This is a genomic window from Bradyrhizobium sp. DOA9 (assembly GCF_000617845.2).
Lineage (GTDB): Bacteria > Pseudomonadota > Alphaproteobacteria > Rhizobiales > Xanthobacteraceae > Bradyrhizobium.
Map to the genome: position 1 here is coordinate 6,081,084 of NZ_DF820425.1, position 23,223 is coordinate 6,104,306.

Annotated in this window: 20 protein-coding genes; 6 read left to right on the plus strand and 14 right to left on the minus strand. The window is 66.2% G+C overall.

Features of this window, described 5'->3' with window-relative positions; translation table 11 throughout:
* The first annotated feature begins 212 nt into the window (after nucleotides 1–212).
* Nucleotides 213–653: a flagellar biosynthesis repressor FlbT gene (gene flbT, locus BDOA9_RS28750; protein ID WP_025037399.1), complete on the plus strand. Its 441-nt coding sequence runs from the start codon at nucleotides 213–215 to the stop codon at nucleotides 651–653.
* Nucleotides 654–726: 73 nt separating this feature from the next.
* Here flbT and BDOA9_RS28755 read toward each other — a convergent pair whose 3' ends face one another.
* From BDOA9_RS28755 to BDOA9_RS28795, 9 genes are all read right to left on the minus strand, one after another.
* Entirely contained in the window at nucleotides 727–2,223 is a 1,497-nt protein-coding gene (locus BDOA9_RS28755) for a pyridoxal phosphate-dependent decarboxylase family protein (protein ID WP_025037400.1), read from the minus strand.
* Nucleotides 2,220–3,473 carry a hypothetical protein gene (locus tag BDOA9_RS28760; RefSeq protein ID WP_025037401.1) on the minus strand — a complete coding sequence of 418 codons (1,254 nt, stop codon included), beginning with the start codon at nucleotides 3,471–3,473 and terminating at the stop codon, nucleotides 2,220–2,222. The genes BDOA9_RS28755 and BDOA9_RS28760 overlap by 4 nt, the downstream gene beginning before the upstream one ends.
* A gap of 1 nt (nucleotide 3,474) precedes the next feature.
* Nucleotides 3,475–5,073, minus strand: a complete 1,599-nt coding sequence (locus tag BDOA9_RS28765) for a hypothetical protein (protein WP_244521537.1) — start codon at nucleotides 5,071–5,073, stop codon at nucleotides 3,475–3,477.
* Between the two features lie 40 nt (nucleotides 5,074–5,113).
* Nucleotides 5,114–5,899: a hypothetical protein gene (locus tag BDOA9_RS28770; RefSeq protein ID WP_025037403.1), complete on the minus strand. Its 786-nt coding sequence runs from the start codon at nucleotides 5,897–5,899 to the stop codon at nucleotides 5,114–5,116.
* Between the two features lie 72 nt (nucleotides 5,900–5,971).
* Nucleotides 5,972–7,855, minus strand: a complete 1,884-nt coding sequence (locus BDOA9_RS28775) for a flagellar protein (protein ID WP_025037404.1) — start codon at nucleotides 7,853–7,855, stop codon at nucleotides 5,972–5,974.
* A 21-nt stretch (nucleotides 7,856–7,876) separates the two neighbouring features.
* Nucleotides 7,877–9,760, minus strand: a complete 1,884-nt coding sequence (gene flgK / locus BDOA9_RS28780; RefSeq protein ID WP_025037405.1) for a flagellar hook-associated protein FlgK — start codon at nucleotides 9,758–9,760, stop codon at nucleotides 7,877–7,879.
* Nucleotides 9,761–9,794: 34 nt separating this feature from the next.
* On the minus strand, nucleotides 9,795–12,047 hold the full coding sequence (locus BDOA9_RS28785; protein ID WP_025037406.1) for a flagellar hook-basal body complex protein: 2,253 nt from the start codon (nucleotides 12,045–12,047) through the stop codon (nucleotides 9,795–9,797).
* A gap of 177 nt (nucleotides 12,048–12,224) precedes the next feature.
* Complete coding sequence (msrB, locus tag BDOA9_RS28790; protein ID WP_025037407.1) at nucleotides 12,225–12,737, minus strand: peptide-methionine (R)-S-oxide reductase MsrB; 513 nt, start codon at nucleotides 12,735–12,737, stop codon at nucleotides 12,225–12,227.
* 87 nt (nucleotides 12,738–12,824) lie between these two features.
* A complete protein-coding gene (locus tag BDOA9_RS28795; RefSeq protein WP_025037408.1) occupies nucleotides 12,825–14,276 on the minus strand; it encodes an NAD(P)/FAD-dependent oxidoreductase in 1,452 nt (483 codons plus the stop codon).
* A 91-nt stretch (nucleotides 14,277–14,367) separates the two neighbouring features.
* Between BDOA9_RS28795 and BDOA9_RS28800 the strand changes: the two genes are divergently transcribed.
* The 3 genes from BDOA9_RS28800 to BDOA9_RS28810 all read left to right on the plus strand — a co-directional run bounded on the left by BDOA9_RS28800 (nucleotide 14,368) and on the right by BDOA9_RS28810 (nucleotide 15,879).
* Entirely contained in the window at nucleotides 14,368–14,898 is a 531-nt protein-coding gene (locus BDOA9_RS28800) for a SixA phosphatase family protein (RefSeq protein ID WP_025037409.1), read from the plus strand.
* Between the two features lie 81 nt (nucleotides 14,899–14,979).
* The gene (locus tag BDOA9_RS28805; RefSeq protein WP_025037410.1) at nucleotides 14,980–15,405 is read left to right on the plus strand and encodes a universal stress protein; all 426 of its coding nucleotides are present in this window, start codon (nucleotides 14,980–14,982) and stop codon (nucleotides 15,403–15,405) included.
* A gap of 15 nt (nucleotides 15,406–15,420) precedes the next feature.
* On the plus strand, nucleotides 15,421–15,879 hold the full coding sequence (locus BDOA9_RS28810) for a hypothetical protein (RefSeq protein ID WP_025037411.1): 459 nt from the start codon (nucleotides 15,421–15,423) through the stop codon (nucleotides 15,877–15,879).
* Nucleotides 15,880–16,164: 285 nt separating this feature from the next.
* Here the strand turns inward: BDOA9_RS28810 and BDOA9_RS28815 are convergent, their stop codons facing one another.
* Nucleotides 16,165–16,401 carry a DUF1127 domain-containing protein gene (locus BDOA9_RS28815; protein ID WP_025037412.1) on the minus strand — a complete coding sequence of 79 codons (237 nt, stop codon included), beginning with the start codon at nucleotides 16,399–16,401 and terminating at the stop codon, nucleotides 16,165–16,167.
* Nucleotides 16,402–16,587: 186 nt separating this feature from the next.
* Here BDOA9_RS28815 and BDOA9_RS28820 point away from each other — a divergent pair, with 186 nt between their 5' ends.
* A complete protein-coding gene (locus BDOA9_RS28820) occupies nucleotides 16,588–17,931 on the plus strand; it encodes an aminotransferase-like domain-containing protein (protein WP_025037413.1) in 1,344 nt (447 codons plus the stop codon).
* A 2-nt stretch (nucleotides 17,932–17,933) separates the two neighbouring features.
* On the opposite strand, the gene BDOA9_RS28825 is transcribed toward BDOA9_RS28820, so the two are convergent.
* Together BDOA9_RS28825 and BDOA9_RS28830 are read right to left on the minus strand one after the other, a co-directional pair.
* Entirely contained in the window at nucleotides 17,934–18,533 is a 600-nt protein-coding gene (locus tag BDOA9_RS28825; RefSeq protein ID WP_025037414.1) for a YdcF family protein, read from the minus strand.
* 163 nt (nucleotides 18,534–18,696) lie between these two features.
* Nucleotides 18,697–19,272: a hypothetical protein gene (locus BDOA9_RS28830; RefSeq protein ID WP_042336875.1), complete on the minus strand. Its 576-nt coding sequence runs from the start codon at nucleotides 19,270–19,272 to the stop codon at nucleotides 18,697–18,699.
* A 100-nt stretch (nucleotides 19,273–19,372) separates the two neighbouring features.
* Here BDOA9_RS28830 and BDOA9_RS28835 point away from each other — a divergent pair, with 100 nt between their 5' ends.
* Nucleotides 19,373–19,807 carry a hypothetical protein gene (locus tag BDOA9_RS28835; RefSeq protein WP_025037416.1) on the plus strand — a complete coding sequence of 145 codons (435 nt, stop codon included), beginning with the start codon at nucleotides 19,373–19,375 and terminating at the stop codon, nucleotides 19,805–19,807.
* Nucleotides 19,808–19,811: 4 nt separating this feature from the next.
* On the opposite strand, the gene BDOA9_RS28840 is transcribed toward BDOA9_RS28835, so the two are convergent.
* The gene (locus BDOA9_RS28840; protein WP_025037417.1) at nucleotides 19,812–22,211 is read right to left on the minus strand and encodes a bifunctional diguanylate cyclase/phosphodiesterase; all 2,400 of its coding nucleotides are present in this window, start codon (nucleotides 22,209–22,211) and stop codon (nucleotides 19,812–19,814) included.
* A 210-nt stretch (nucleotides 22,212–22,421) separates the two neighbouring features.
* On the minus strand, nucleotides 22,422–22,928 hold the full coding sequence (locus BDOA9_RS28845) for a YciE/YciF ferroxidase family protein (protein ID WP_008554874.1): 507 nt from the start codon (nucleotides 22,926–22,928) through the stop codon (nucleotides 22,422–22,424).
* Nucleotides 22,929–23,223 lie beyond the last annotated feature (295 nt).

A 23,223-nucleotide genomic window follows, 5' to 3' on the forward strand; every position in this document is an offset into this window, starting at 1 on the left:
ATGAAACCCGCGCTTTTGCCCGGTCACGCGTGATTCGGTCCCGGAAGCGGCGCGCATGGCGGCACCGCAGCACAAATCCCGCCATTGAAAGGATTGGGCTTTTTGGCGGGAACGACCCGAATTTACAGCTCGTTAACTAGTTGCAAGCGAGAATCACGTCCTGATAGGCCGCAACGAACGCTCGGTTACGAAAGCGTTGATGGAGAACAGGAATGGCCCTCAAGGTCGAGCTCAAGCCGCACGAACGCATCATCGTCGGCAATTCCGTGATCACCAATACCGACCAGCGGGCCCGCCTCCTGATCGATGGCGAGAACGTGCCGATCCTGCGCGAGCGCGACATCCTCACGCCGGAGACCGCCGACACGCCCGCCAAGCTCGTCTATCTGGCGGTCCAGCTCATGTACATCTCCCCGGATCCGCAGACCCAGCACGGCACTTATTTCAACCTGGTGCGGGACATCGTCACCGCGGTGCCGAGCTCCTGGCCGATCATCGAAGGCATCAACAACAACATCCTGAACGGCGACCTCTACCGGGCGCTGAAGGAAGCCCGCAAGCTGATCGCCTATGAAGAGAAGCTGCGCACCCAGTTCGAGGCCACGCATCCCACGACGGCCGCGGACAAGGACGACGTCAGCACCGCCGCCTGATACAGCCGTTCGCGCCAACGACAACGGCCCCGGATCGCCTCCGGGGCCGTTGTCGTTTCAGGTGTTCGTCAAGCTATTGCGCCGCGAGCGGCGGCGCATCGACCTCGATCACTCCACCGCTCCGCTGTCCACCGAACTGCAGCACGGCCGCGACCAGCGCATCGATGTCCGTCGCCTCGGTGCGATGGTTGACGATCGCAGCCCGGATCGCAAACTTGCCCGCCAGCGTCGTGCTCGACGGCGCGGCGATGCCGGCCTCCTGGATGTCGGCGACGATCTCGCGATTGACGGCGTCATCGGCTCGGTAGCGGAAGCAGACGATGTTGAGATTGACCGGCGCCAGCAATTCGAGCCGAGGTTCGGCCAGCACGCGCGCCTCCAGATATTTCGCCAGCGCGCAGCAGCGCGCGATCACCGCACCGATCCGATCGGTGCCGAACGTCTTCAGCGTGAACCACGTCTTCAGCGCCCGGAAGCCGCGCGACAGATCGGGACCGAGATCGCAGGGCCAGACCGCGCCCGCCGCAAGCCCCCTCGCCTCGCGGCGCAGATAGGCAGCGGGCTGCGCGAAGGCCTGCCGATGCTGCTCGCCGTCGCGCACCAGCAGAAAGCCTGCGTCGTACGGCACCTGTCCCCATTTGTGGAAGTCGAGTGCGATGGAATCCGCAAGCTCGATGCCGCCGAGCAGCGGCGCAAGCTCCGGCGACAGGATCGCGAGCGCACCGAAAGCGCCGTCGACGTGAAACCAGATTCCTTCGTCGCGGCACAGCTCGGCAATCGCCCTGAGGTCGTCGATCGCCCCGATATCGACCGTGCCGGCGGATGCGACCACCAGAAACGGCTTGAAGTCGACCTCGCGATCGACGGCGATCTGCGCGCGCAGCGCGGCAACGTCGATGCGATGATCGGCATCGACGGCGATCTTGCGCAGCGCGTCGGTGCCGAGCCCGGCAACGTCCATCGCCCTCGAGATGCAGCCATGCGCTGCCTGCGACGCATAGGCCGTGAGCAGCGCACCGTCATTGCCGATGCCGTGCTGCCGCGCCAGCGTGCCGAGCGCGGCGGTGCGCGACACCAATACGGCCATCAGATTGGCCATCGACGTGCCCGTGACGAAGATGCCGCTTGCGCTCTCGGGGAGGAGGAACAGGCGACGCATCCAGTCGACGATCTGGCGCTCGACCTCGATCGGCATGTGGTCGCGTCCGCCGAGATTGGCGTTGAGTCCGGCGGCGAGCATCTCCGCGAGCATGCCGACCGCGGTGCCGCCGCCATGCACCCAGCCCATGAAGCCGGGATGGACGTTACCCGTCGCGTAAGGCGCGACATGTTCGGTGAACTCGCGATAGACGTCCGCAAGATCGCTCGCCTCGCGCGGCACGTCGGTCTTGAGCGCCGCGCGGACCTCGGCGGGGATCGGCTGCCACACCGGACGCGCCCGGACATTGGCGATGCCGTCGATCGTCTCGTCCAGCATGCGGTGGGCCAGCGCGCGAAACTCGCTCCAGTCCTGCGGATCGAGCGAGGTATTCGCGACGGAGCTTTGCGTATTGCGGATGATCTCGTTCACGCTGCGCTCTCCCTGCCCGTCTTTGCGTGTCGCGACAGCATCGCCGTGAACGCGGCAAAGATCTTGCGCATCTGCGGCGGCTTGTACGGAAACACGACCGGCGAATCCATGTTGTGCACGACGGCGGTGTTGTCGGCCTCGAACACCAGAAGCTCGCCGTTCGCGTTCTCGGCGCAATCGACGATGAAGTAATCGAGGCCGACGCGCCGGCTCATCTCCTCGAGGGCGCTTCTGTGACGGTCGCCGAACGCATGGTCGAAGTCGCGCATGAAGGCGGCTTCCTCGGCCCGCTTCTCTTCGCTGAAGGCCATGTAGGCGTTGAGATACCAGATGTCCCAGCGGTCGGCGATCGCCATGTGGCACGCGTAGGGCTTGCCGTCGACCATGGTGAGGCGATACTTGCGGTAGAGCCCGTCAGGGCTCACGTAATCGACGAAGCGCGCGACGAAGAAGTCGTGCTCTTTCCGTTCGGCGAGGTAGGCCGCGAGCGCCGCCGCATCGTCGAGCCTTGCGAGCCCGACTCCGGCATGCGAGCCGCGCGGCCGTGCGATCATCGGAAAGTGCAATTCGCCTGCGGTGTCCGTACACGCGATCCGTCCCTGCGAGAGGTCCGACAATTGCGCGCGCGTTACGTGGACGGTCGCGGGAATGTCGAGGCCGGGCACGTCGGCCAGCAGCCGGTACAGCTTGTCGCGATCGAGATTGCCGATGCGATCGGGGCGATTGAGCAGCGGCCGCGGCCAGCGCGGCGCGGCCTTTTCGATCAGCGCGAGCGCCTCGCGGCATTCCTCGGAATCGGACGCGACGACGATGGCCACGTCGTGCTCGGGCAAGGTCTCGGGCAAACCGACGCCCTTGATCACATAGAGCGTCAGCAGCTCGACATCGGAGCCTTCGAGCAGGAAATCGATCGGCGTGTTGCCGCCCATGTCGATGTCGGCTCCGAGCGCGAGCAGGCGCATACCCGGCTTCGGGGCTGCGCTCGGCGTTCGGAACAATTGATGGAAGGCCAGCACTTCGGACTGGATCGCAAGCCCGCGATCCTTGTCGCCCAGCAGCTGGGTGATCAGCGACAGGTCCAGCCCCTCGCCCGCCAACGCGGTCCCTGCCGCGATGCGCGCGACGAGCTGGTCTCGCAACGGATGCAGATCGACGCCTTCGAAGGCCCGGCGCGTCAGTTGCGCAAAGCCGATGCGGTCGGCATAGTTCGCCGCGGTCACGCCGATCGGCGCGGAAACCGGATGCTGCATCTCACACCTCGAATGCGGACTTTACCGGCACTGAAGCGGCTGTGCCACCGGCGAGCAGCAGCTCGATCTTCACCAGGACGTGGGCGATATGGTCGAGAAGGTGCTGCACGTTGCGCTGCGCCTCCGCCCTGTCGGGCGACCAGGCCTCCGTCACGAGCCGCGCGCCGACGCAGAGGCGCAGCAGCGCCCGCGGCGTCTCGTCTTCTCGCTCCAGTCGCACCGGCTGGCCGATCAGGTAGCGCTGCGCAGCGACATGACGGTCCTCCGCGCTGCCGCTGATCTCCGCGCTGACGTCACGCGCCAGCGCGCGATAGACGGCCGTGGTCTCGGCAATGGAAACCGGCTTGCCGTCGCACAGCAGCGTGAATGGAAAGATGGTGGGCTGCGCGAATTCCTCGTCGTCGATACCGGCCACCTCGGTCGCGGCCGGAACAGAGCGCAACGACGGCGACAATGCGATCATGCTGTCGATGCCGGCAGCGAGCTCGGCGAGCATCTCGGCGCGGAAAGCCCCGGGCACGGCGTAGTAGCTGCCGATCTCGGCCAGCGCCGCCTCCCAGCGCAGCCATTGACCGAAATTCGGGCGAGGCTCGAAGCGCGAACGCAGCGCCGTCCAGGCCATCGGCCAATCGCAGCGGCCGGCGTAATCGAAGATTCCAGGCGCGATCCCCTCGACGCGATCGAGCGACCGCGAGAGGCCCTTCGGCACCAGCAGCGCACCGCTGAAGGCAGGTCCGCCGAAGAACTTGGAGCCGGTTATCAGCACCATATGGCCGCGGTCGAGATGGGAGCGCAGCCGCCGGCGACCGAGCCTGGCTTGGCAGGCGTCGACGACGATCTGCACCTTGCGCGGCCAGCGCCGCGCGATCTCGTCGAGGCAGGCCGCGCTCGGTGCGCGCCATCCGAGCTTGGAGGAATCCACGATCTGGAGCAGCACGGGCGCGCCTTGCGCGATGGTGGCCTCGATCGCATGCAGCACCGCTTCATCGGCGTCCGTGCGCATCGCAATCCCGGCCCCCGGCGCGCGCAGCGGCAGCGAGACGCTGGCTCCGGCCAGCCCCGCCACCGCGGCGTCCTTGCGAACCGCAAAACCGCTCGCAGTCAAGGCGCTGAAATGATGTCCACGCGCGGTATGGGTCGTGCCGCTCCCGGTCTGATCGGCGCCGACCACGATCGTCACCGGCCGCGCGCCGAGCATCGTGCGCGCCAGGAAAAGGGCATGGAGCTGGGAGTCCGTGCCGGACGGCGAGAATACCACGTCGACGCGCGGCGAGAGCTGGAGATGCCCACGCAGCTCGTCGCGCAGGTCCTCGCAGCGTGCATTGAAAGCGACCTCGACCTCGTCGAACAGGCACTTGTGCATCAGCTCTTCGCGCGCCAGCGCTACGCGGTCATAGGCCGCCTGCGAGATCGTCGAGGCGGTCGAGGAGGCGAAATTCCAGATCGCCGGCTCCGGTGAAGCCGGGCAGCCATAGGCGTTGACGCGGCCCGTGGGATCGAGCGACAGGCGCGGGTCTCCGCCGGAAACGAGCAGCGTGTCGAGCGGCGTGAAGAGATCGCGCAGGCGATTGCGCGAGCCGCCGGCGGCGGCGCCTTGCATCTCCAACCGAGGGGATGCGCGGCCTCTCATCCCGAAAGGCTCACGCCGCGGCATCGGCCGCCGCCGCAGGCGCAGCTGCGAATTGGGATGCGATGTCGCCGTGGAACACCGATGGCCCGACATGGTCGAGCGGGCTCTGAATGTCGGCCCAGATCTCGCCGCCGATATCGGTCCAGCGCTTGCAGAAGGCGAAGTCCTCGGACAGATACGTGCCGGTCACCGGATCGATCATGCATTCGAACAACGCGAACCGGTTCCGGCTCGCCGCCAGCGTATCGTGGGAATGCTCGCGGAAGAACTGGAGGTTCGCATAGTCCGGGTGGCGGCACATCGCCTCCAGCACGTGACGCCGGATCATCAGGAAGCCGGTGCCGGCATAGCGCACGCGGGTGAAGCCGTTCACCACCACGATACGGTCGGGATCCTCGATCTCGAGCACGTAGTCGAGCGAGGCCGCCGGCACGTCGGCCCGACCCGACTGGATCGCACGCGCGGCCTTCTCCCAATTGACCCGCTTGATCGGATAGCAGCCGGCGACGACGTCCGCGCCGCATTCGATCAGCCGGAACACCTGCTCCGGCTTGAAGCCGATATCGGCATCGATGAACAGGAAATGCGTCGCCTTGGGATCGTCCAGGAACATCGCGGCGAGGTTGGCCCGGGCCCGGGTGATCAGCGCGTCGCCGTCGCGCAGGAGAACCTTGAGCTCGAGATTGGACATGCCGTGCACGGCCCGCTGCAAAGCGAAGATCGAGCTCGCATAGATGCTCGACACTTGCCCGCCGAAGCAAGGCGTCGCGACCACCAGCTGCATCCTGTCCGACATCGACCGCTCCGCCCCGCTGCAATCCTCACCAAGAGGTAAACAGGCCTGGTTAACGGCGTCTTAACGCCCCCCTTAAAGGAACTTGACCAGCGAGAGCTGCGCCAGGTTCGACGTCACCTGATAGGACGCCTGCAGCGCATTCTGCAGCGCCAGGATCTCGCTCGCGACCTGGTCGGGCGAAGCCGATTCCGCCTGGTCGATGATGGTCTGCAGCTGCGCCTTGGCCTGGGTCTGGCGCGTGCTCGCGTCCTTCATCGTGTTCTGGGCCATCGCGATGTCGGTCTGGATGTCCTCGATGCGCTGCTGTCCGGGCTGCTGGGTCAGCGCCTGGGTCACCCGCAGGCTCAGCGCCGAGACCTGCCCGCCCGAATATTGCCCGGTCGGCGAGGTCGAGAAGGTGCCGAACACCGCGATCGCCTGCAATTGCCGGCGGATCGCGTCCTCATTCGCCTGCGCGCCGTACTGCACCGTCACGGCATCGTCGACCCGCGCCATCGCGGTCGAGCGCGCCGAGCCGGGCCCGTCATTGCCCAAATACCATTTCACCGTATTGGCCGAGCCGTTCACCAACGTGGTCGCCGAGCTCGCCGGCGAGGAGCCGACACGCAGCGGCGGCTGGGTGGCGGTCACCGGCGTCGCGCCGAAGCCGAGCGCGCTCAGCGCGCCGGTGTTCGACGTCGTGACGCTGAGGCTCGCCGCATCGTCGGTGTTGATCGTGATCGAGCCGCCGTGGATCGTCGAGGGCCTCGACGTGCCCGTGATCTGGTCGATCTTGCTCATCAACGTCTGGATGCTGTCGGTGACGTTGAGCTGGTTGCCGGTCGCTCCCGAAGCCACGAAGGTCAGCGTGGTGCCGTTGACGGTGATGGTATCGCCCGCCACGAACCCCGGCGAGATCGAGTCCGAGGGGCTCGCGCCCGACAGCGCGGTGGCGCCGCTGATCGGCGCGGGCGGCACGGCCTGGTTGTTGACGGGGGTGCCGATCGCAGAGCTCGCGGTGTTGAAGAAATTGTCGCCGGCGACAATCGCCGATGCCGCCACCAGCGAGGTGTTGGCGAGCTTGGCAATCGCGGTGTTCAGCGCCGTGTTGAGGTTCGCGGCGGTATTGTCGGGATTGACGGGGGTGCTCGCATCGATCGCGAAACTGCCGAGCGGGGTCGGCGTCGCCGAGGACGCCGTCAGGTCGATCTGCTCGGTGGTGCCGTCCGGCAGGGTGAACTGAATGCTGAGCTTGTCGCCGTTGTTCGGATTGACGCCGTTGAGATCGACCGAGAACGACACCGGCGAGCCGGCCGGGCCGGTCACGGTCGCGCCCGTCAGCGTCGAGGACACCGCCTTGATCTTGAGGCCGAACGGCGATCCGGCGACGTCTTCGGACACCTGCACGGAGCTTGGCGTCGGCTGCGTCTGCACCAGCCGCCCCATGCCGTTGGCTCCCAGATCGGCGGCCTGGCGCTCCGCCATCACGGTCTTGAAGCCGGCCTGCGTCGTGGTGCCGTTGATGATGTCGCCGGCATCGGCCACCGACTGGGTGTTGACGGCCGTTCCGGAGAACAGGTAGCGGCTGCCGGTCTGGGTGTTGAGGACGCCGACCATCGAGCCGAACTGGGCGGCCGCGGTGTTCTGCGCGATCGTCTGGCCGTTGACGTTGAGATCCTGCGCGGTGTTGGCGGAGCCCGTCTGCACCGTGCTGCGGATCTTCGTCAGCGATTGCAGCGCGGTGTTGGCGAGGTTGATGCTGACGTTGACGTTGGTGATCGTGTCGGTATAGGCGGCGATGTTGGAGAGCTGCGCGCGGCCGGCGATGGCAAAGCCCTCGTTGGTGCCCATGCCGGAATAGTTCTGCGACAGCTTGCCGGTCGCAAGCTGCGTCGACAGGTCGGTGAGCTGCTGATTGATGTTGCGGATCTGGGCGCCGAGAATCGACGAGGAGTAGTTGATGCTGGCGATCGACATGTTTCAGAGCCCTGTTACTGTTTACAATTGAGCCTGGATCAACGTGTTCATCATGCTCTGCACCACCGACATGACGTGGGCGTTGGCGGCGTAGGCGTTCTGCAGCTGGATCAGGTTCGACATCTCCGAGTCCAAATTGACCTTCGAGGTCGAGTCTAACTTGGCCTGAAGCGTCGAGACCACCACGCTCTGGCCCTGCTGCAGCTGGGTCGCCTGGGTCGCGGCGTTGGCCTGCACGCTCAGGAACTGCTGGAGGAAGTTCGAGACGCTGCCGGTGAAGGGCTGGGTCGCCGAGCCGAGGCCGCTCTGCGGCGCATAGGAGAACACCGCACTGGTGAGCTGCGAATAGAGATAGTCCGAACGCGTGGTGTCGCCCGCGGGCGTCACCGGCGAGTTGTTGTAGACCGACATCCTGGTCGGGTCGGCGACCAGCTGCGTGTTCACGGCGATGCGCCCGGCAAGGCCGGTCATCTGCGAGCCCGATGCCGTGATCGCGCCGGTGTAGAGCGCCTGCCCGCCGTCGGTGAACAAAGGCAGCTGCGGATTGCCCGAGGTCAGCGACGAGACCGTCTTGGTGGTCGAGGCCGAACCGACCTTGGCAAGCCCGGTGTTGTCGTCGGTCACCCGCAGAGTCGTGGCGGTCGCCGGCGACGGCGCGGCGGAGAACGACAGATGCGCGCTCGGCAGCGCGGTGTTGAGTGCGGAGGCGATCGCGCCCATGCCGCCGGCGAAGTCGACGCCGATCCGCATCGGGTTGGCGTTGGTCGCGTTCTGGAGCGGCAGCGCGGCCGGGTCGGTCACGTTGACCAGCGTGATCTGGCGCTGCGTGTTGGTCGCCGTGTCCGTATAGGTGATGTTGACCGTGTTGCCCGGCAGCGCACCGGCGAGCTCGAGATCGAAGCCGGCCGGCGGGCCGGAGACGGTGCTGCCCGCCGTGGTCTTGTCGGACAGCGCGCTCGCCATCGTGGCGGCGAGCTGGTCGATCTGGTTCTGCGCCTGCACCAGAATTTCGTCGCGCAGCTTCAGGTCGGCCGCGATCTGGCCGGACGACACCACGTTGTTGGCGACGACGTCGACCTGCGAGCCGTTCGGCAGCTTGATGTTGAGCGCGCCGACGCCGGACTTGGCGGGGTCGATGTTGTAGAGCGACGTCGCCGACAACGCGCCGGCGGAGGCAAAGGAGAATTCCGAGGCCAGCCCCGCGCCGACCAGCTGGATGCCGGTCGTGGTGTAGATGTTGGCCTGGTTCGAGTTGTCGGTGGTGACGCGGACATCGACATATTTCGACAGCGTGTTGATGGCCTGGTCGCGCTGGTCCATCAGCGTTGCGGCCGAGGGATCGTTGGCCGACAGGCCCTGGAGCCTGGTGTTGATGTCGGCGATCTGCTTCATGGCCGCATTGGCGGCCTGCGCCGAGTTGCCGAGATCCTGCTCGACGTTGGAGCGCAGCGACTGGATGCCCTTGGTGGTGACGTTGAGCTGCGTCGCCAGCGCCTGTGCCGCACCGAGCGCGACCGTTTGCGCCGATGACGCCCCCGAGCTGGTCGACAGCGCCTGCAGCGCCGTCGTGAACTTGTTCAACGCATCTTCGAGCGTGCCGGAATTGCCGGGCGTGCCGTAGACATTCTGAAGCTGCTTCAGGATGTTGGCCATCTGGTCGGCGTAGCCGCCGCCGCCGGTCTCGGTCCGCAGCTGGTTCTGCACGTAGGTGTCGAGCAGGCGGCTGACGCCGGTGGTCATCGCCGTCGCGCCGAACTCGCCGGTGGTGACCTCGATCTGGTTCGGGGTCTGGACGACGTAACCCGGCGTCTGCGCGTTGGCGACGTTCGAGGAGACGATCGAGAGCGCGGCCTGGTTGGCACGCAGACCGCTCATCGCACTGGCGAGGGCTGAACTCAAACCCATATCACTGGCCGCCTTTGGTTACGTCAAGCGCCGATCAGCGCAGCACGTTGAGGAGATCCTGCACCATCGAATTCGCGGTCGTGATCACCTTGGTGTTGGCCGAATAGGCCTGCTGGGTCACGATCAGCTTGGTGAATTCGTCGGCGATGTCGGTGTTGGAGCCCTCGAGCGACGAGCCGCTGATGGTGCCCGAGGCGCCGTCGATGGCGTCACCGGACTGTTCGGTCGCGGCATAAGCGCCGCCGTCCATCGCCTTCAGGTAGTTGGTGCCGTTGAAATGCGACAGCTGCACCTGGGCGAGGTTGAGGTTCTGGCCGTTGGAGAAGGTGCCGACCACGACGCCGTTGTTGTTGACGGCGACCGAGCGCAGCTGGCCGGCGGCATAGCCGTTCTGGGTGATGGTGTTGATCGTCACCGCGCCGCTGGTGCTGGCATATTGCGTCAGCCCGCCCGAGGAGATGTTGAAGGCGACCGAGCCGAGCGACTGGCCGCTGACCGTGACGTTGTTGATGGTGATGCCCGAGCCGCTCGGCGAGGTCAGCGAGCCGTCGGCGGCAAAGGTGAAGGTCTGGCCGGTGTTGACCCAGCCGACCGTGGTGCCGGTGGCGTTCGGGTCGGTCTGGTAGAACAGGTTCCAGCTGTCCGAATGGCCGGCGCCCAGCGAGGCGCTGTCGGTCTTGGCCCAGCGCAATTGCAGGTTCACCGGCGTACCGGCGGCGTTGTAGGCCGTCACCGCGCCGCCGCTGATCGATTCCTTGGTGAACGTGGCGATGTCGTTGCCGATCACGCCGCCGGTGCCGGCCGTGCCGCCACCCTCGCGATTCCTGGTGATGGTCGAGGTGAAGCCGAGCGCGGAGAAGGCCGCGCTGTTGGAGCTGGAGACCGTCAGGTTGGAGACGGTGCCGGTGTTGAGCGTGATCACGCCGCCGCTGCTGACCGACGATCCCGAGGCGCCGGAGAGCGCGTCGATCTTGCCGAGCAGGGTCGTGATGTTGTCGGTGACGTTGATCTGGTTCGCACCCGAGGCGCCCGAGGCCATGAAGGTCAGCGTCTGACCGTTCACGGTGATGGTGTCGCCGGCGGAAAAGCCCGACGTGAGCACCTGGGCGCCGCCGGCGGTGGCCGAGCCGCTCAGCACCGTCGCGCCCGAGATTGCAGGCGAGGACAGCACGTTGCCGCCGCGCGTCACGCTGCTGATGCCGAGCGCCGTGGCGGCCGTGCCGCTGCCGATCGCGACGTCGGTGCCGGTGCCGGTCGCGATCTGGATATTGCCGCTGACCGAGAGCGAAGCGGTGACGCCGGCGCCGCCGGCAGTCTGGATCGCGTTCAGGATGTCGGCCACCGTCGCCGTCGTGCCCGCACCGAGACCGATCGTGGTGTTGCTGCCGACGGTCGAGACCGTGGTGCCACCGTTGAACGTGATGGTGTTGCCGTTGATGGTCAGCGTCTGGCCGCTCAACGCGGTCAGAATGCTGGAGGCGAGATGCGTGCCGGCGGCGTTATCGAGCGACGTGGTCGTCGAGGCGACCGCGGACGAATTGTTCTGGAGCGCAACCGTGCCGGTGGCCGTGGTCGACGAATAGGCCGAGCGGATGTTGCCGGTTGCGGCAGCGCCTGACACGGTCGCGTTGGCATAGGGCGCCGGCGGCGTGCCGACCGGCAGCGGGTTGGCGGCGAAATCGGACGGGTTGAGACCGCCGGCTGCGAGCAGGGTGCCGGTCGAGGCAGTGGTTTTCGCCACCGTGTTCGGCTGGGTCGGCAGGTTCGCCGCATACTGGATCGAGGTGGTCGCCTGCGCCGGAATGAAGTTGTTCTGGAACTGCAGGACGTTCGCCACGCTGCCGGTGGGGTTGCCGGTCTTCGGGTCGACGGTGACGCCCATCAAATAATAGCCGGCGCCGTTGACCAGGTTGCCGTTGGCATTGAGCTGGAAGTCGCCGCGCCGCGTGTAGTAGGTGACGCCGGTGAAGACGGGCACGTTGTCCACGACGCCGCTCGCCTTCTGGATCGAGAAGAAGCCGTCGCCGGTGATCGCCATGTTGGTGGCGACGCTGGAGGACGAGATCGTGCCCTGGGTGGTGATGGTGGCCTTGGCGTTGGCCGTCACGCCGCCGGCGACCTGCTTGCTCGGGACCGAGGAGTCCGGAATGAGGTCGACGAAGCTGGTGCCGATGCCCTTGTAACCGGTGGTGGATGAGTTCGCGATGTTGCCGGAAATGTTCTGCAGCGCGAAGGACTGCGCCTGCAGGCCACCCACCGAGGTGTTCATTGCATCGAAGATACCCATAACTTTGTCTCCAAATCCGATCTCGGCGGCCGGTCGACCATGGCCGCAATCGGGAGAGACAGTCGCAAGGCCTATGCCAATGCTGGTATCTTCAGGAAATCAATGACTTAATGAAAACGCCCCGGCCTGGTGACCGGGGCACATTTGCCGGGACCGGCAACAATTGCCGGGACGGCGTTACGTCGCCGACGCCGACGCCGGGTGGAACACCAGGCCGAAACCATCGATGCAATAGCGCAATCCGGTCGGCTTCGGGCCGTCGTCGAAGACATGGCCGAGATGGCCGCCGCAGCGTCGGCAATGCACCTCGGTGCGGACCATGCCGTAGGTGCGGTCCTCGGTCTTGCCGACATTGCCCTCGATCGGCGCATAGAAGCTCGGCCAGCCCGTGCCGCTCTCGAACTTGGTCTCCGACGTAAACAGCGGCAGGTCGCAGCCGGCGCAGGCGAAGATGCCCTTGCGCTTCTCCTTGAGCAGCGGGCTGGACCCGGGCCGCTCGGTGCCGTGGTTGCGCAGGATCTCATATTGCTGCGGCGTGAGCTGGGCACGCCATTCCGCCTCCGTCTTCGTGATCTCGAACGTTTGCGCGGCCTTCTCGCCGGCCTCGGCAGGTGACCCCCTCAGCCAGCGGAAAGCCGAAAGGCCGAACAGGCCGGCGACAGTCGTGAGCAGGATGCGGCGGTCAAACATGTCATTCTCCGTGCGCGGGGACGTCCACGCCCTGAGATACGGACTCTAACGGCCGACGTTACACATCCGGGCGGAATTTCTCTCAACTTATTGCGAGACGCGGTCTTCGTGCGCGACCGGTTCCGCGGCTTCGACCGCAGGTTTGGGCGGCCGCGCCGGCCGCACGCCCGGCGGCCCACGACGCGGACCGGTGCCGGCCGCGCGGTTGGCTTCGGCGAGGCGGGCCTCGCGTTCCCTATCCTTCACCCTGGCGCGCTCGCGATAGCGGGCGAGCGCACCTGCGGCGGCGGAGCTCGCCCTGCCCCAGATCCCGACCAGCTGGCCGGCGACGCGCCCGGTGGCGCCGCCCGCCCAGACCAGCTCGAACGGCGAGAACAGCTTCCAGCGCTCATCGCCCCACAAGATGCTGCGCGCGATCATCTGTCCGGCCATGGCCGAGGTGTTCATGCCCTGGCGGCCGAACCCGCTCGCCACCCACAGGCCTTTGCGCAGTTGGCCGATCTGCGGCATGCCGTGCACGGTCTGGCCGGTGGCGCCGCCGAACATGTCGGTGATCTCGACGTTGCCGAGCTCGGGAAAGATCGTCCGGATCCGCCGCCTGACGGCGCCGGCGAAGCGCTGCGGACGCGCCGCCCAGGTGGTCTCCGGGCTCTCCCACATCAGCCGGTCGCCGTCGACGACCCGGAAATGGTCGACACCGTCGGAATCCATCACCGATCCCTTGAAGGCGATGACCTCGTGCAGGCGCTCGCCGAGCGGCGCGGTCATTCCGGCATAGCGCCACACCGGCAGCAGCGTCTCCGACAGGCGCTTCAACGGCGCGCCGAGGTGAATGTTGCCGGCGAGCACGATGTGGCTCGCGCGCAGCCGCGCCGAGGGCGTGACGATGCGCTTGCGGATGCCGGAATGATCGATGCTGACGACCGGCGTGTCCTCGAAGATGCGGGCGCCCGCCCGGCGCGCCAGCGCCGCAAGGCCGTGCACGTATTTCCGGCCGTCGACCTGGAACGCTTTCGGATAATACACGCCGTGGAAGTAGTGATCGGTCTTGAGCGCCTCCCGCACGCGATCGACCTGCCAGCCCTCGACCTCGGTATCGAAATCCTCGTTCAGCATCTGCAGCCGGCTGATCAGCCGGTCGCCGGCATCGACGTTGGAGACCTCCAGCACGCCGTCGCGGAGGCCGATCCCCGGCATGCTCTCTTCGCTGGCGGCGGCCCGGACGAACTCGGCGCCCTCCTTCGACAGCGTCCACAATTCGCGGGCGTCCTCCAAGCCGATGCGCTCGATCAGGTCCGCGAGCGGCAGCGCAAAGCCCGGCATCACGGTGCCGAGCTGGTTGCCGGAGGCGTTCCAGCCGATCTGCCGGCCCTCGAGCACCGCGACGCTGGCCCCGAGCCGAGCCGCCTCCAGCGCCACGGTAAGCCCGGCAAGGCCCGCCCCGATCACGCAAATGTCGGCATCGAGATCGAACGACAGTCGCACGCGGTCGCGAAAGCCGGCTTCTTCCTGGGACACGCTTGTGAAAGTCTCGCTCATAGCGTTTTCTTAGAGGACTGAGCAGGCGCTTGTCACCTTGTCATCACCCGCGCCTGTACATTATCTGCGACAGTAACGATTCGAGAATGTCATGCGCCGTTTGATGTTGCTGCGTCACGCCAAGACCGAGACTGACGCGCCGAGCGGCCGTGACCAGGATCGCCGCCTCGACGACCGCGGCCACAAGGATGCCGCCCGGATGGGCGACTGGATCGCCACGCATCCGCCCTTCCCCGATACCGTGTTGGTGTCCCATGCCGCACGGGCCCGGCAGACCTGGGACATCGCCTGGGAGGCAATGAAGGACCGCGTCCCGCCGCCGCAGGTCGAGATCCTGCCGGAACTCTACGGCGCCGATCCCGCAGTGATCCTGGACACCATTCGCACCGCAACCGCCCCCGCCGATCCCAAGCAATTGCTGCTGGTCGGCCACAATCCCGGCATGCACGAGGTCGCCCTGATGCTGATCGGCGGCGGCGATCCCGACGGCGCCAAGGCACTCGGCCACAACCTGCCCACGGCGGGGCTTGCGATCTTCGACTTTGACGTCAAGGATTGGGATGACGTGGCCTACCGCCGCGGCAAGCTGGTGCTGTTCGTCAGTCCCAAGCTGTTACGGTAAGCTGCTTCGACAAGCTGCTTCGATCGGCTGATCGCGCGGCGTGCCGGCCGGACGTGCTGACCTTGAGATTTGGAGGCGCAGATGTTCAAGTCCATCCTCGTGCCCATCGACCTCGCCGACACCGATCTCGCCAAGCCGGCGATCGCGACCGCGGCGACGTTGTCGCAGACCTGGAGCGGCGTCGTCCGCCTGCTCAACGTGCTGCCGATGACGCCGGTGATGCTGGCCGAATACGTCCCGGCCGATTTCGACGAGCAGCAGCGCCAGACCTCGGAGGAGGCCCTCGCCATCGTCGCGCGCGAATCCGGCATCGAGCCCGCCCGCATCTCCAGCGTGGTGCGCCAGGGCGGTATCTATCACGAGATTCTGGAGGAAGCCGTGCACATGAAGGCCGACCTGATCGTGATGACCTCGCACCGGCCGGCGATGCGCACCTATTTCCTCGGCTCCAACGCCGGGCATGTGGTGCGTTACGCCAAGTGCTCGGTGCTGGTGGTGAGGCATTAGGCTCGGAGCAATGTCGTGAAGCAATGGTGGCGAAGATGGAGCTATGAGGTCCCGCTCGCGATCGGGGATGCGCTGTGGGAGGTGCTGGTCGTCCAACTGGCGGCGCTGCTGGACAGGCTGACTCTGCGAAAGATCGTCGCCTTCTTCCCCGTCGTGATCCTCGTGCTCGCCTACTACCACAGGATTCCAATTCCCCCGGAACTCATGCTGGTCGGCGACTTCCTCGCCTATATCGACATCTTCTCGGCGCTGATCCTGCTCGGCGTGATGAGCCGCGTCACCACGATCCTGTTCGTCGTGAAACAGGTGGCGGCAGCGATTGCTGCATTCGCGAGCAACGCCGGTTCACGCTTGCAGCGGCTGGATGTCCGACATCGACGCCAACGCAGCGGCTCAAGGCCTCACCGCAAACCGAGCAGACCTGAAGACGATCGAGCATTCGACGGAGCGTGGGGTCAGGTCGCGATCGCCTGATCCCGGCCAGGCACTGTGGGGCAGTAGACTCCGTCATTGCGAGCGCAGCGAAGCAAATCCAGAATCTTTTCGCGGAGGCAGCCTGGATCGCTTCGCTGCGCTCGCAATGACGAGGATGATGCAACTGCGTGCGAAACTCAGGTCTCGTGCCCCGGACGCAGCGCGGCGCTACTTCAGCGGTGCGCTGCGTCCGGGGCCCATGCAGCAGCGCTCCGCGGGGCCCCTGGGTCCCGGCTCTGCGCAGCAACGTAAGAACGCTGCAGCGCGTCCGGGACACGTGAGGCCTTACAGATACCGCGACAGCTCGGCCTTGAACTGCCCGTACACGGCGTCCTCGATCTGGCTGCGCGTGATGCCGATGTCGCGCAGGGCGCGGTCGTCAAGTTCGTTCAGGGTCTTGACGGCGGAGCGGCGCTCCAGGCGGTCGAACAGCGCGGTGACGCGCAGCGCGAGGGCCCCGAAAAATCCGCTTGATGAGGGTGGGCGTAAAGGCCGCCCGGCAGTTTGCGAGATCATGGTCATTCTTCTTCTCCGGCCTATCGTCCCGCGCGGCGAAGCAGGTGCCGTTGGCGCGGACGCTCGTGGCGCCTGCACCCCATTTTGCCGGCGGATTGCTCTCGCTCTCCTCGGCTCAATCGCGGAACTTGATGGAACTTAAATGCTCCAGTACACTCCTCGGAGCAAGAAAAACATTGCTCTCGGTGCAATATGTCCAAGTTCGAGTACGTGAAGCTCGCCGATGCCATTGCGGCCGATATCACTAACGGCACGTTAAGGCCCGGCGACCGGCTGCCGCCGCAGCGCAATTTTGCCTATGACCGCGGCATCGCGGTCTCGACCGCGAGCCGGGTTTATACGGAGCTGCTCCGCCGCGGCCTCGTGGTCGGCGAGGTCGGGCGCGGCACGTTCATCTCGGGCGACGTCAGGCGCGAAGTCGTGACGATGGGCGAGCCGGTCGATGCGCGCATCAATCTCGAGGTCAATTACCCGCTTCTGCCGCAGCAATGGGCGATGATCGCCAAGAGTCTCGCGGGGCTCGAGCGCATCGACGCGCTCGAATCCGCGCTGCGCGTTTCGACCAGCACCGGGACCAAGAGCGCGCGCGCCGCCGCCGCTGCCTATCTCGCGCGCAAGGACTTTGCGCCTCAGCCCGAGCAGATCTTCTTCACCGCCAACGGCAAGCAATCGCTCGCGGCCGCGCTTGCCGCGCTGGTGCCGACCGGCGGCCGCTGCGGCGTCGAGGCGCTGACCTATCCCTACGTCAAGAGCATCGCCGCGCGGTTAGGCGTGACGCTGGTCCCGATCGCCATGGACGAATTCGGCGCGCGCCCCGACGCCATCCAGAAGGCGCATCGCGAGGCGCATTTGTCGGCGCTGTATCTGCAGCCCATCATCCAGAATCCGCTCGGCGTCACCATGAATGCGACGCGGCGCGCCGACATCATGCGCGTCGCCGAGAAGCTCGATCTCACCATCATCGAGGACATCGTCTACGGCTTCCTCGCCGACGACGCGCCGCTGGCGGCGCTCGGCCCCGATCGCTGCATCGTGCTCGACAGCCTGTCCAAGAAGGTGGCGCCGGGCCTTGCGCTCGGCATCCTCGTCGCGCCGCCTCACTTGCGCGAAAGCGTGATGAGCGCGGTGCGCACCGGCGGCTGGATCGCTTCCGGCCATGCGCTCGCAGCCGGGCAGCGGCTGATGGCCGACGGTACCGTCGCCGAGCTGACGCGGCTGAAGCGCATCGACGCCGCGCGCCGCCAGCAGACCGCCGCACGGCTGCTCTCCGGCTACCAGCTCGCCGCCGATCCGCGCTCCTATCATCTCTGGCTGACGCTGCCGCCGCACTGGCGCTCGCAGACCTTCGTCGCCGCAGCGGCAAGGCGCGGCATCGCGCTGACGCCGTCCTCGACCTTCGCGATCGCGCACGGTCATGCGCCGAACGCGGTGCGTCTGGCGCTCGCTCCGCCCTCGCCCGAGCAGCTCGATTCCGGCCTGCGCACCATCGTCTCGCTGCTCGGCACCAAGGAGGACGATTTCGATTCGACGGAGTAGGATCAGACCTCCGGCCAGTCCGCGATGAAGCCTCTCGCCTTGTAAGCTTCGATCTTGTCCCATTCGTGCAGCATGCGGCGGCGAAATTCGGCGTCGGTATGCCAGAGTGCACGCGGTGTCGCGAAACTGTCGACGGTGAGCAGCATCTTCTCGACCCCTGGCCAATGCCGGTGCAGCGTCATCGGGTAGCGCCGTGCGGTCCAGGTGTTGCCGAGACAGATCACGCTGCGGATATTCTGCAGCCCGATTGCCGCATCGATGATCGGAAGCGAGAAGATGACGTTCTCGCCGGTGTTCATCGCGCGATGCTCCTCGAGGATAAGATCCGCCGGAATGCCCGCCGCAACCATCGCGGCCTTGATGATGGTGCACTCGGATTGCTCCGAGCCCGGCGTCACGCCGCCGCTGACAATCGACCAGCGAAACAGGCCCTCGCGCCACAGCCTTGCGGCGGCGTCGGCGCGCAGGCCAACGTCCTCGCGCGTGCCGAACATGAACAGCAGATCGGCTGGCCGGAGCGGCGTGTCGATCAGATGCGCACGGTTGATTCTGGCGATCTCGTCTGGCGTTGGCAGGCGGGTGCTGCAGTCCATGGCTGGCATGACCAGAAGTTGCGACGCCGACGGCAGGACGTGAAGTCACGTTTGATTGCGGCCGATTGCACCGAAAGCATGATCTGGAAAAGTGCGAAGCGGCTTTCCGGAAAGATCATGCGTCGACAACAACCCGAATCGCGATGACGATTCATCCAAATCTCATCGCGCTCTAGGGCAGCAGAGCCTTCGGCACGCGATCGAAACTGTAGCTCTGCGGCCGGTTGCGCCGCACGAAGCCGCCGACCTGCCAGGCGAACAACGCGGCGAAGCCGAGGATGAACAGCACGCCGGCGAATTCGCCGATCAGAAGCGCGCGGATCAGCAGTCCCGCCATTGCCACAGCGAGCACGGCCAGGAATGCCAGCACCGCCGCATAGGCCTTGCGACCGAGGCCCGCGGACAATTCGGCGCGGCTGCCCGCCTTCGCCATCCGCGCATGCAGCTCGACGAGAAAATCGCGAAAGCCGTTGTCCTGCGGCGCCATCAGCGCCGCGGTCTGCCAGCTGGTCGACAGGATCGCGATGCGGCCGCCGCCGGTGCGGCTGACATCGGCGCGGAAGCGGTGCTGCTGCATCGACACCGGGCGGAACGACAGCCGGATCGCCGAGATCTCGTCGTAGCGCCACAGGCCGGAGCGACCGCCGATGTGCCAGGACAGCCCCTGCTCCGTCAGCTCGAAGCGATGCGCCGAGCCGATCAGCGAGGCCTTGTAGGCATAGCTCGTGGCCGAACCCGCTTCCGGCATGTCGTCAATGAACCCATGGGTGATCACTTGGGTGACCGCTTGCACGATCGCTTGGGCGATCGGCTTGCGCGATCGCCCTCCTCCATCCTACAAGCGAGGCATGGCTGAGACGACCTTTTTTCCGCGCCGCCTGATTCTCGGCGCCGCAATGATCTCCGGTGTGTTGCTGGCGCTCGCGGTGCACATGCTGGGCGCGCGCTACGGTCTCGATCTCGGCCGCCTCTGGCGCTCCGACACGCACGAGTTCGTTCCGGCGGGCGCTGCGATCGCCTGGTGGCTGATCGCCACCGTCGGCTTCTCCGGCGGCTACTTCACGGCGAGCCTGATGCAAAGCGCCGTCTCCGGACAGATTCCCCAACGGATGCGGCAATTCCTGATCGCGGTCGGCGTGCTCCTGCTTGCGGGAGCAGGTCAGGCGGCGTCGGCGCCGAGCCCGATCCCGACCGTCTCGGGCGTGCTGGCCGGGCTTGCCGCCCTGTGTCTCGGCGCCGTAATGGCATTCTGCGGTGCGCATTTCGCGCTGCGCCGAAGCTGACCTCTCAAGCCGACGCGCGCAGCCGCGGCCGTTCCAGCATGATCGCGACATCGGAGGCGGGCCGCGGCTTGCTGAACAGATAGCCTTGCGCCTGCGTGCAGCCCTCGCGCCGGAGCAGCTCGAGCTGCGCGTCGTTCTCGACGCCCTCGGCCGTGGTGACGATGCCGAGGCTGCGGCCGAGGCCGGTCACCGCGCGAATGATGGCCATGGAATCCTCACGCGTCGCCAGCTCCGACACGAAGGAACGGTCGATCTTGATCTTGTCGAACGGGAAGCTGCGTAAGTAGCTCAGCGACGAATAGCCGGTGCCGAAATCGTCGAGCGAGATCCGCACGCCCATGGCGCGCAGCTCGTGCAAGGTCGTCAGCGTCGCCTCGCTGTTCTGGAGCAGAACGGATTCGGTGATCTCGAGCTCGAGGCGGCGCGCACCTATCCCCGATCTGGCCAACGCCTCGGTCACCGCCGCGATCAGGTTCGGGCTCTTGAACTGCACCGGCGACAAATTGACGGCGACGTCGACATCGTCCGGCCAGCTCGCTGCATCGGCGCAGGCGGAGCGCAGCACGAACTCGCCGAGCTGAACGATGAGCCCGGTCTCCTCGGCGAGCGGGATGAAGCTGATGGGCGCGATCAGTCCGCGCTGCGGATGGTTCCAGCGCAGCAGCGCCTCGAAGGCGACGACGCGACCGCTGGCGACCTCACGGATCGGCTGATAGTAGACCTGAAACTCGTCGCGTTGCAGCGCCGCGCGCAGATCCATTTCCAGAAGGCGCCGCGCCTGCGCGCGCGCATCCATGCCGGTCTCGAAGAAGCGATAGGTGCCGCGGCCATCGGCCTTGGCGCGGTACAGCGCAAGGTCCGCGTTCTTGAGCAGTTCGTCCGGATTGCTGCCGTCCTGCGGCGACAGCGAGATGCCGATCGAGACGCCGATCACGATCTGATGGTCGTCGATCTGGTAAGGCGCCGAGATCACCTCGACGAGGCGCCCGGCAAGCGACCGCGCGGCGATCTCCTCGGATCGCCCGATCTGGACCACCGCGAACTCGTCGCCGCCGAGCCGCGCCACGGTGTCCTGTTCGCCGACCGTGGCCTTGAGCCTGCGGCCGACCTCCTTGAGCAGCGCATCGCCGATGGGATGGCCGAGCGAGTCGTTGATGTCCTTGAAATGATCGAGATCGAGGCAAAGCACCGCGAGCTGGTCGCCCGACTTGGTGTGGCGCAGCCCCTGCTCGAGCTGTTCGTGGAACAGCACCCGGTTCGGCAGGCTGGTCAGCGCGTCATGGCGCGCCATGTGCGAGATCTTGGCCTGCGCCTCCAGCCATTCGGTGATGTCCTCGAAGGTCGCGACCCAGCCGCCGCCCTGCATCGGCTGGTTGACGACCCGGATCGAGCGGCCGAACCGCTTGAGGACGTCGGTCGTGGTGCGGCCCTCGCGCGCGTCGGCGACGAGGCGGGCGAAGAATTCATCGGCATCGCCCTGCCACTGGCCCTTGGCCTCCTCTTCCCTGAGCACGTCGACCAGCAGGCGGCCGGTGAGCGGCACGTCGGCACGACGGAGCATCGCGGCATAGCGCTCGTTGAACAGGATGATCTTGCCGTCGGCGTCGAACATGCACAGCCCCTGCGACATGTTCTGCAGCGCGCTGTCGAGCACGATCTGCTGGCGGCCCAGCTCGCCCTTGGCGCGGCGGTCGAGCAGCGCGGCCACGAGCGCAATCGCGATGATGGCGACGGCGGCGCTGGCAGTGAGGAACGACAGTGAGGCCGGCGGGATCGAGAGCCCGCTGATCGTGAGCGTCGGGTCCGGCGTCAGCAGCACCGCGCCCATCGCGGTGAAGTGATGGGCGACGATCGCGAGCGTCAGCAGAGCAGTCGCGCTCAGCGCATGCCGGATGTCGTCACCTCGCGCGGCGACGAACAGCGCGAGCGCTGCGAAGACGATTCCGAACAGCACCGAGGCGGCAACCGTGCTCCCGATCCAATCCACCCGTGCCGGCATCTCCAGCGCCGCCATACCGGTGTAATGCATCGCCGCGACACCCAGCCCGACGATGGCGCCGCCGACGACGATCCATACCGGGCGCGAGGACGCCACCGCGATGCTGAGGCCCACGAAGGTCAAGGAGATCGCAAACATCAGCGAGAGAATTGTCACCGGGATGTTGTAGGCGCCGGCGCTGCCCGGGCCGTAAGCGAGCATCGCGATGAAATGCGTCGCCCAGATGCCGCATCCGCCGACGGCCGCATCCAGAGCGATCCAGGCCAGACGCCCGGCTCCGTGTGTCGCGCGTGCGCGCTGAAACAGGCTGATCGCCGCGGCGCTGGCGAGCAGGCACACTGCGCCGCCAAGGGCGACCAGTCGCCAATCATGCTCGTCGGTGAGACAGTAGAGAACTTGATACATTGCCGGCCCCTATCGACCGGCACTTCATCCGACGGAAATGGACGATCGGTAACCAGCTACGAGCCGGTTTCCGAAGTGGTGAATGGAAGATGAGCGGGTTCGCTCACATTGTTGGTCCTCGCGACGGCGCCCGAAACAGCACCGCGGCAGCGGCGCGAACACGCAAAAGCGCCGCGCGGAATATCGCGCGGCGCTCGTGGTTACCTCTCCTCAGCTCGCCGCGCGCAGGTTCACCTTGCTCTCGGCGAGCGTCGTCAGCTTCTGGTCGGTCGCCTTCTCCTCCTCCAGCGTCTTGGCGAGCACGCTGGCACAATCGTTGCGGCCGAGCTGCTTGGCCCAGGCGATCAGGCTGCCGTAGCGGACGATCTCATAGTGCTCGGCCGCCTGCGCCGCATTGATCAGCGCGGCGTCAAGCACGGCCTTGTCGGCTACCTCGCCGGCGGTCTCGTCGGCTTCCTCGATGATGCCGTCGATGGCCGGGCAGTCGACCGCCTTCACGGGCACGCCATGCATCTTGAACACCTCCTCGAGCCGCGCGACGTGCTGCTTGGTTTCTTCGAGGTGCGTCAAAAAGCCCTGTTTCAGCTGCGGATCAGTGGCCTTGCTCGCCATCTTCGGCAGCGCCTTGGTGAGCTGCTGCTCGGCGTAATAGATGTCCTGGAGCTGATGCACGAACAGGTCGTTCATGGTCTTGATGTCTTTTGTGAACAGTCCCATCGTTCCGATCCTCTCGGGTCTTGGGGAACACGGCGGCGCCGGCTTTGCACGAAAAGCCGCGTATTCCGCCATGTTCGATTGCTGATGGAGCCTAACGATCACGCCGCATCGACGTTCCAAAAACCGCTGATACGGCTTGCGCTGGAACAATGCGGACGGCCCCAGGATTTGACATCGTGCCAACATGGTGAATGCGCGGATGGAGCCGGGTTTCGCGACTCATATGCTTAACGCGCCGCCGATATGAACCGCGTATGACAAAGTTGCCGGCCGAACGCAGAACCTATTGTTGTCA

Bases quoted from the DNA above. Each gene is read 5' to 3' on its own strand.
- flbT (WP_025037399.1), top strand. From the start codon at position 213: ATGGCCCTCAAGGTCGAGCTCAAGCCGCACGAACGCATCATCGTCGGC.
- BDOA9_RS28760 (WP_025037401.1), bottom strand. From the start codon at position 3,473: ATGCAGCATCCGGTTTCCGCGCCGATCGGCGTGACCGCGGCGAACTAT.
- BDOA9_RS28765 (WP_244521537.1), bottom strand. From the start codon at position 5,073: ATGCAAGGCGCCGCCGCCGGCGGCTCGCGCAATCGCCTGCGCGATCTC.
- BDOA9_RS28770 (WP_025037403.1), bottom strand. From the start codon at position 5,899: ATGTCGGACAGGATGCAGCTGGTGGTCGCGACGCCTTGCTTCGGCGGG.
- BDOA9_RS28775 (WP_025037404.1), bottom strand. From the start codon at position 7,855: ATGTCGATCGCCAGCATCAACTACTCCTCGTCGATTCTCGGCGCCCAG.
- flgK (WP_025037405.1), bottom strand. From the start codon at position 9,760: ATGGGTTTGAGTTCAGCCCTCGCCAGTGCGATGAGCGGTCTGCGTGCC.
- BDOA9_RS28785 (WP_025037406.1), bottom strand. From the start codon at position 12,047: ATGGGTATCTTCGATGCAATGAACACCTCGGTGGGTGGCCTGCAGGCG.
- msrB (WP_025037407.1), bottom strand. From the start codon at position 12,737: ATGTTTGACCGCCGCATCCTGCTCACGACTGTCGCCGGCCTGTTCGGC.
- BDOA9_RS28795 (WP_025037408.1), bottom strand. From the start codon at position 14,276: ATGAGCGAGACTTTCACAAGCGTGTCCCAGGAAGAAGCCGGCTTTCGC.
- BDOA9_RS28800 (WP_025037409.1), top strand. From the start codon at position 14,368: ATGCGCCGTTTGATGTTGCTGCGTCACGCCAAGACCGAGACTGACGCG.
- BDOA9_RS28805 (WP_025037410.1), top strand. From the start codon at position 14,980: ATGTTCAAGTCCATCCTCGTGCCCATCGACCTCGCCGACACCGATCTC.
- BDOA9_RS28815 (WP_025037412.1), bottom strand. From the start codon at position 16,401: ATGACCATGATCTCGCAAACTGCCGGGCGGCCTTTACGCCCACCCTCA.
- BDOA9_RS28820 (WP_025037413.1), top strand. From the start codon at position 16,588: ATGTCCAAGTTCGAGTACGTGAAGCTCGCCGATGCCATTGCGGCCGAT.
- BDOA9_RS28825 (WP_025037414.1), bottom strand. From the start codon at position 18,533: ATGCCAGCCATGGACTGCAGCACCCGCCTGCCAACGCCAGACGAGATC.
- BDOA9_RS28830 (WP_042336875.1), bottom strand. From the start codon at position 19,272: ATGCCGGAAGCGGGTTCGGCCACGAGCTATGCCTACAAGGCCTCGCTG.
- BDOA9_RS28835 (WP_025037416.1), top strand. From the start codon at position 19,373: ATGGCTGAGACGACCTTTTTTCCGCGCCGCCTGATTCTCGGCGCCGCA.
- BDOA9_RS28840 (WP_025037417.1), bottom strand. From the start codon at position 22,211: ATGTATCAAGTTCTCTACTGTCTCACCGACGAGCATGATTGGCGACTG.
- BDOA9_RS28845 (WP_008554874.1), bottom strand. From the start codon at position 22,928: ATGGGACTGTTCACAAAAGACATCAAGACCATGAACGACCTGTTCGTG.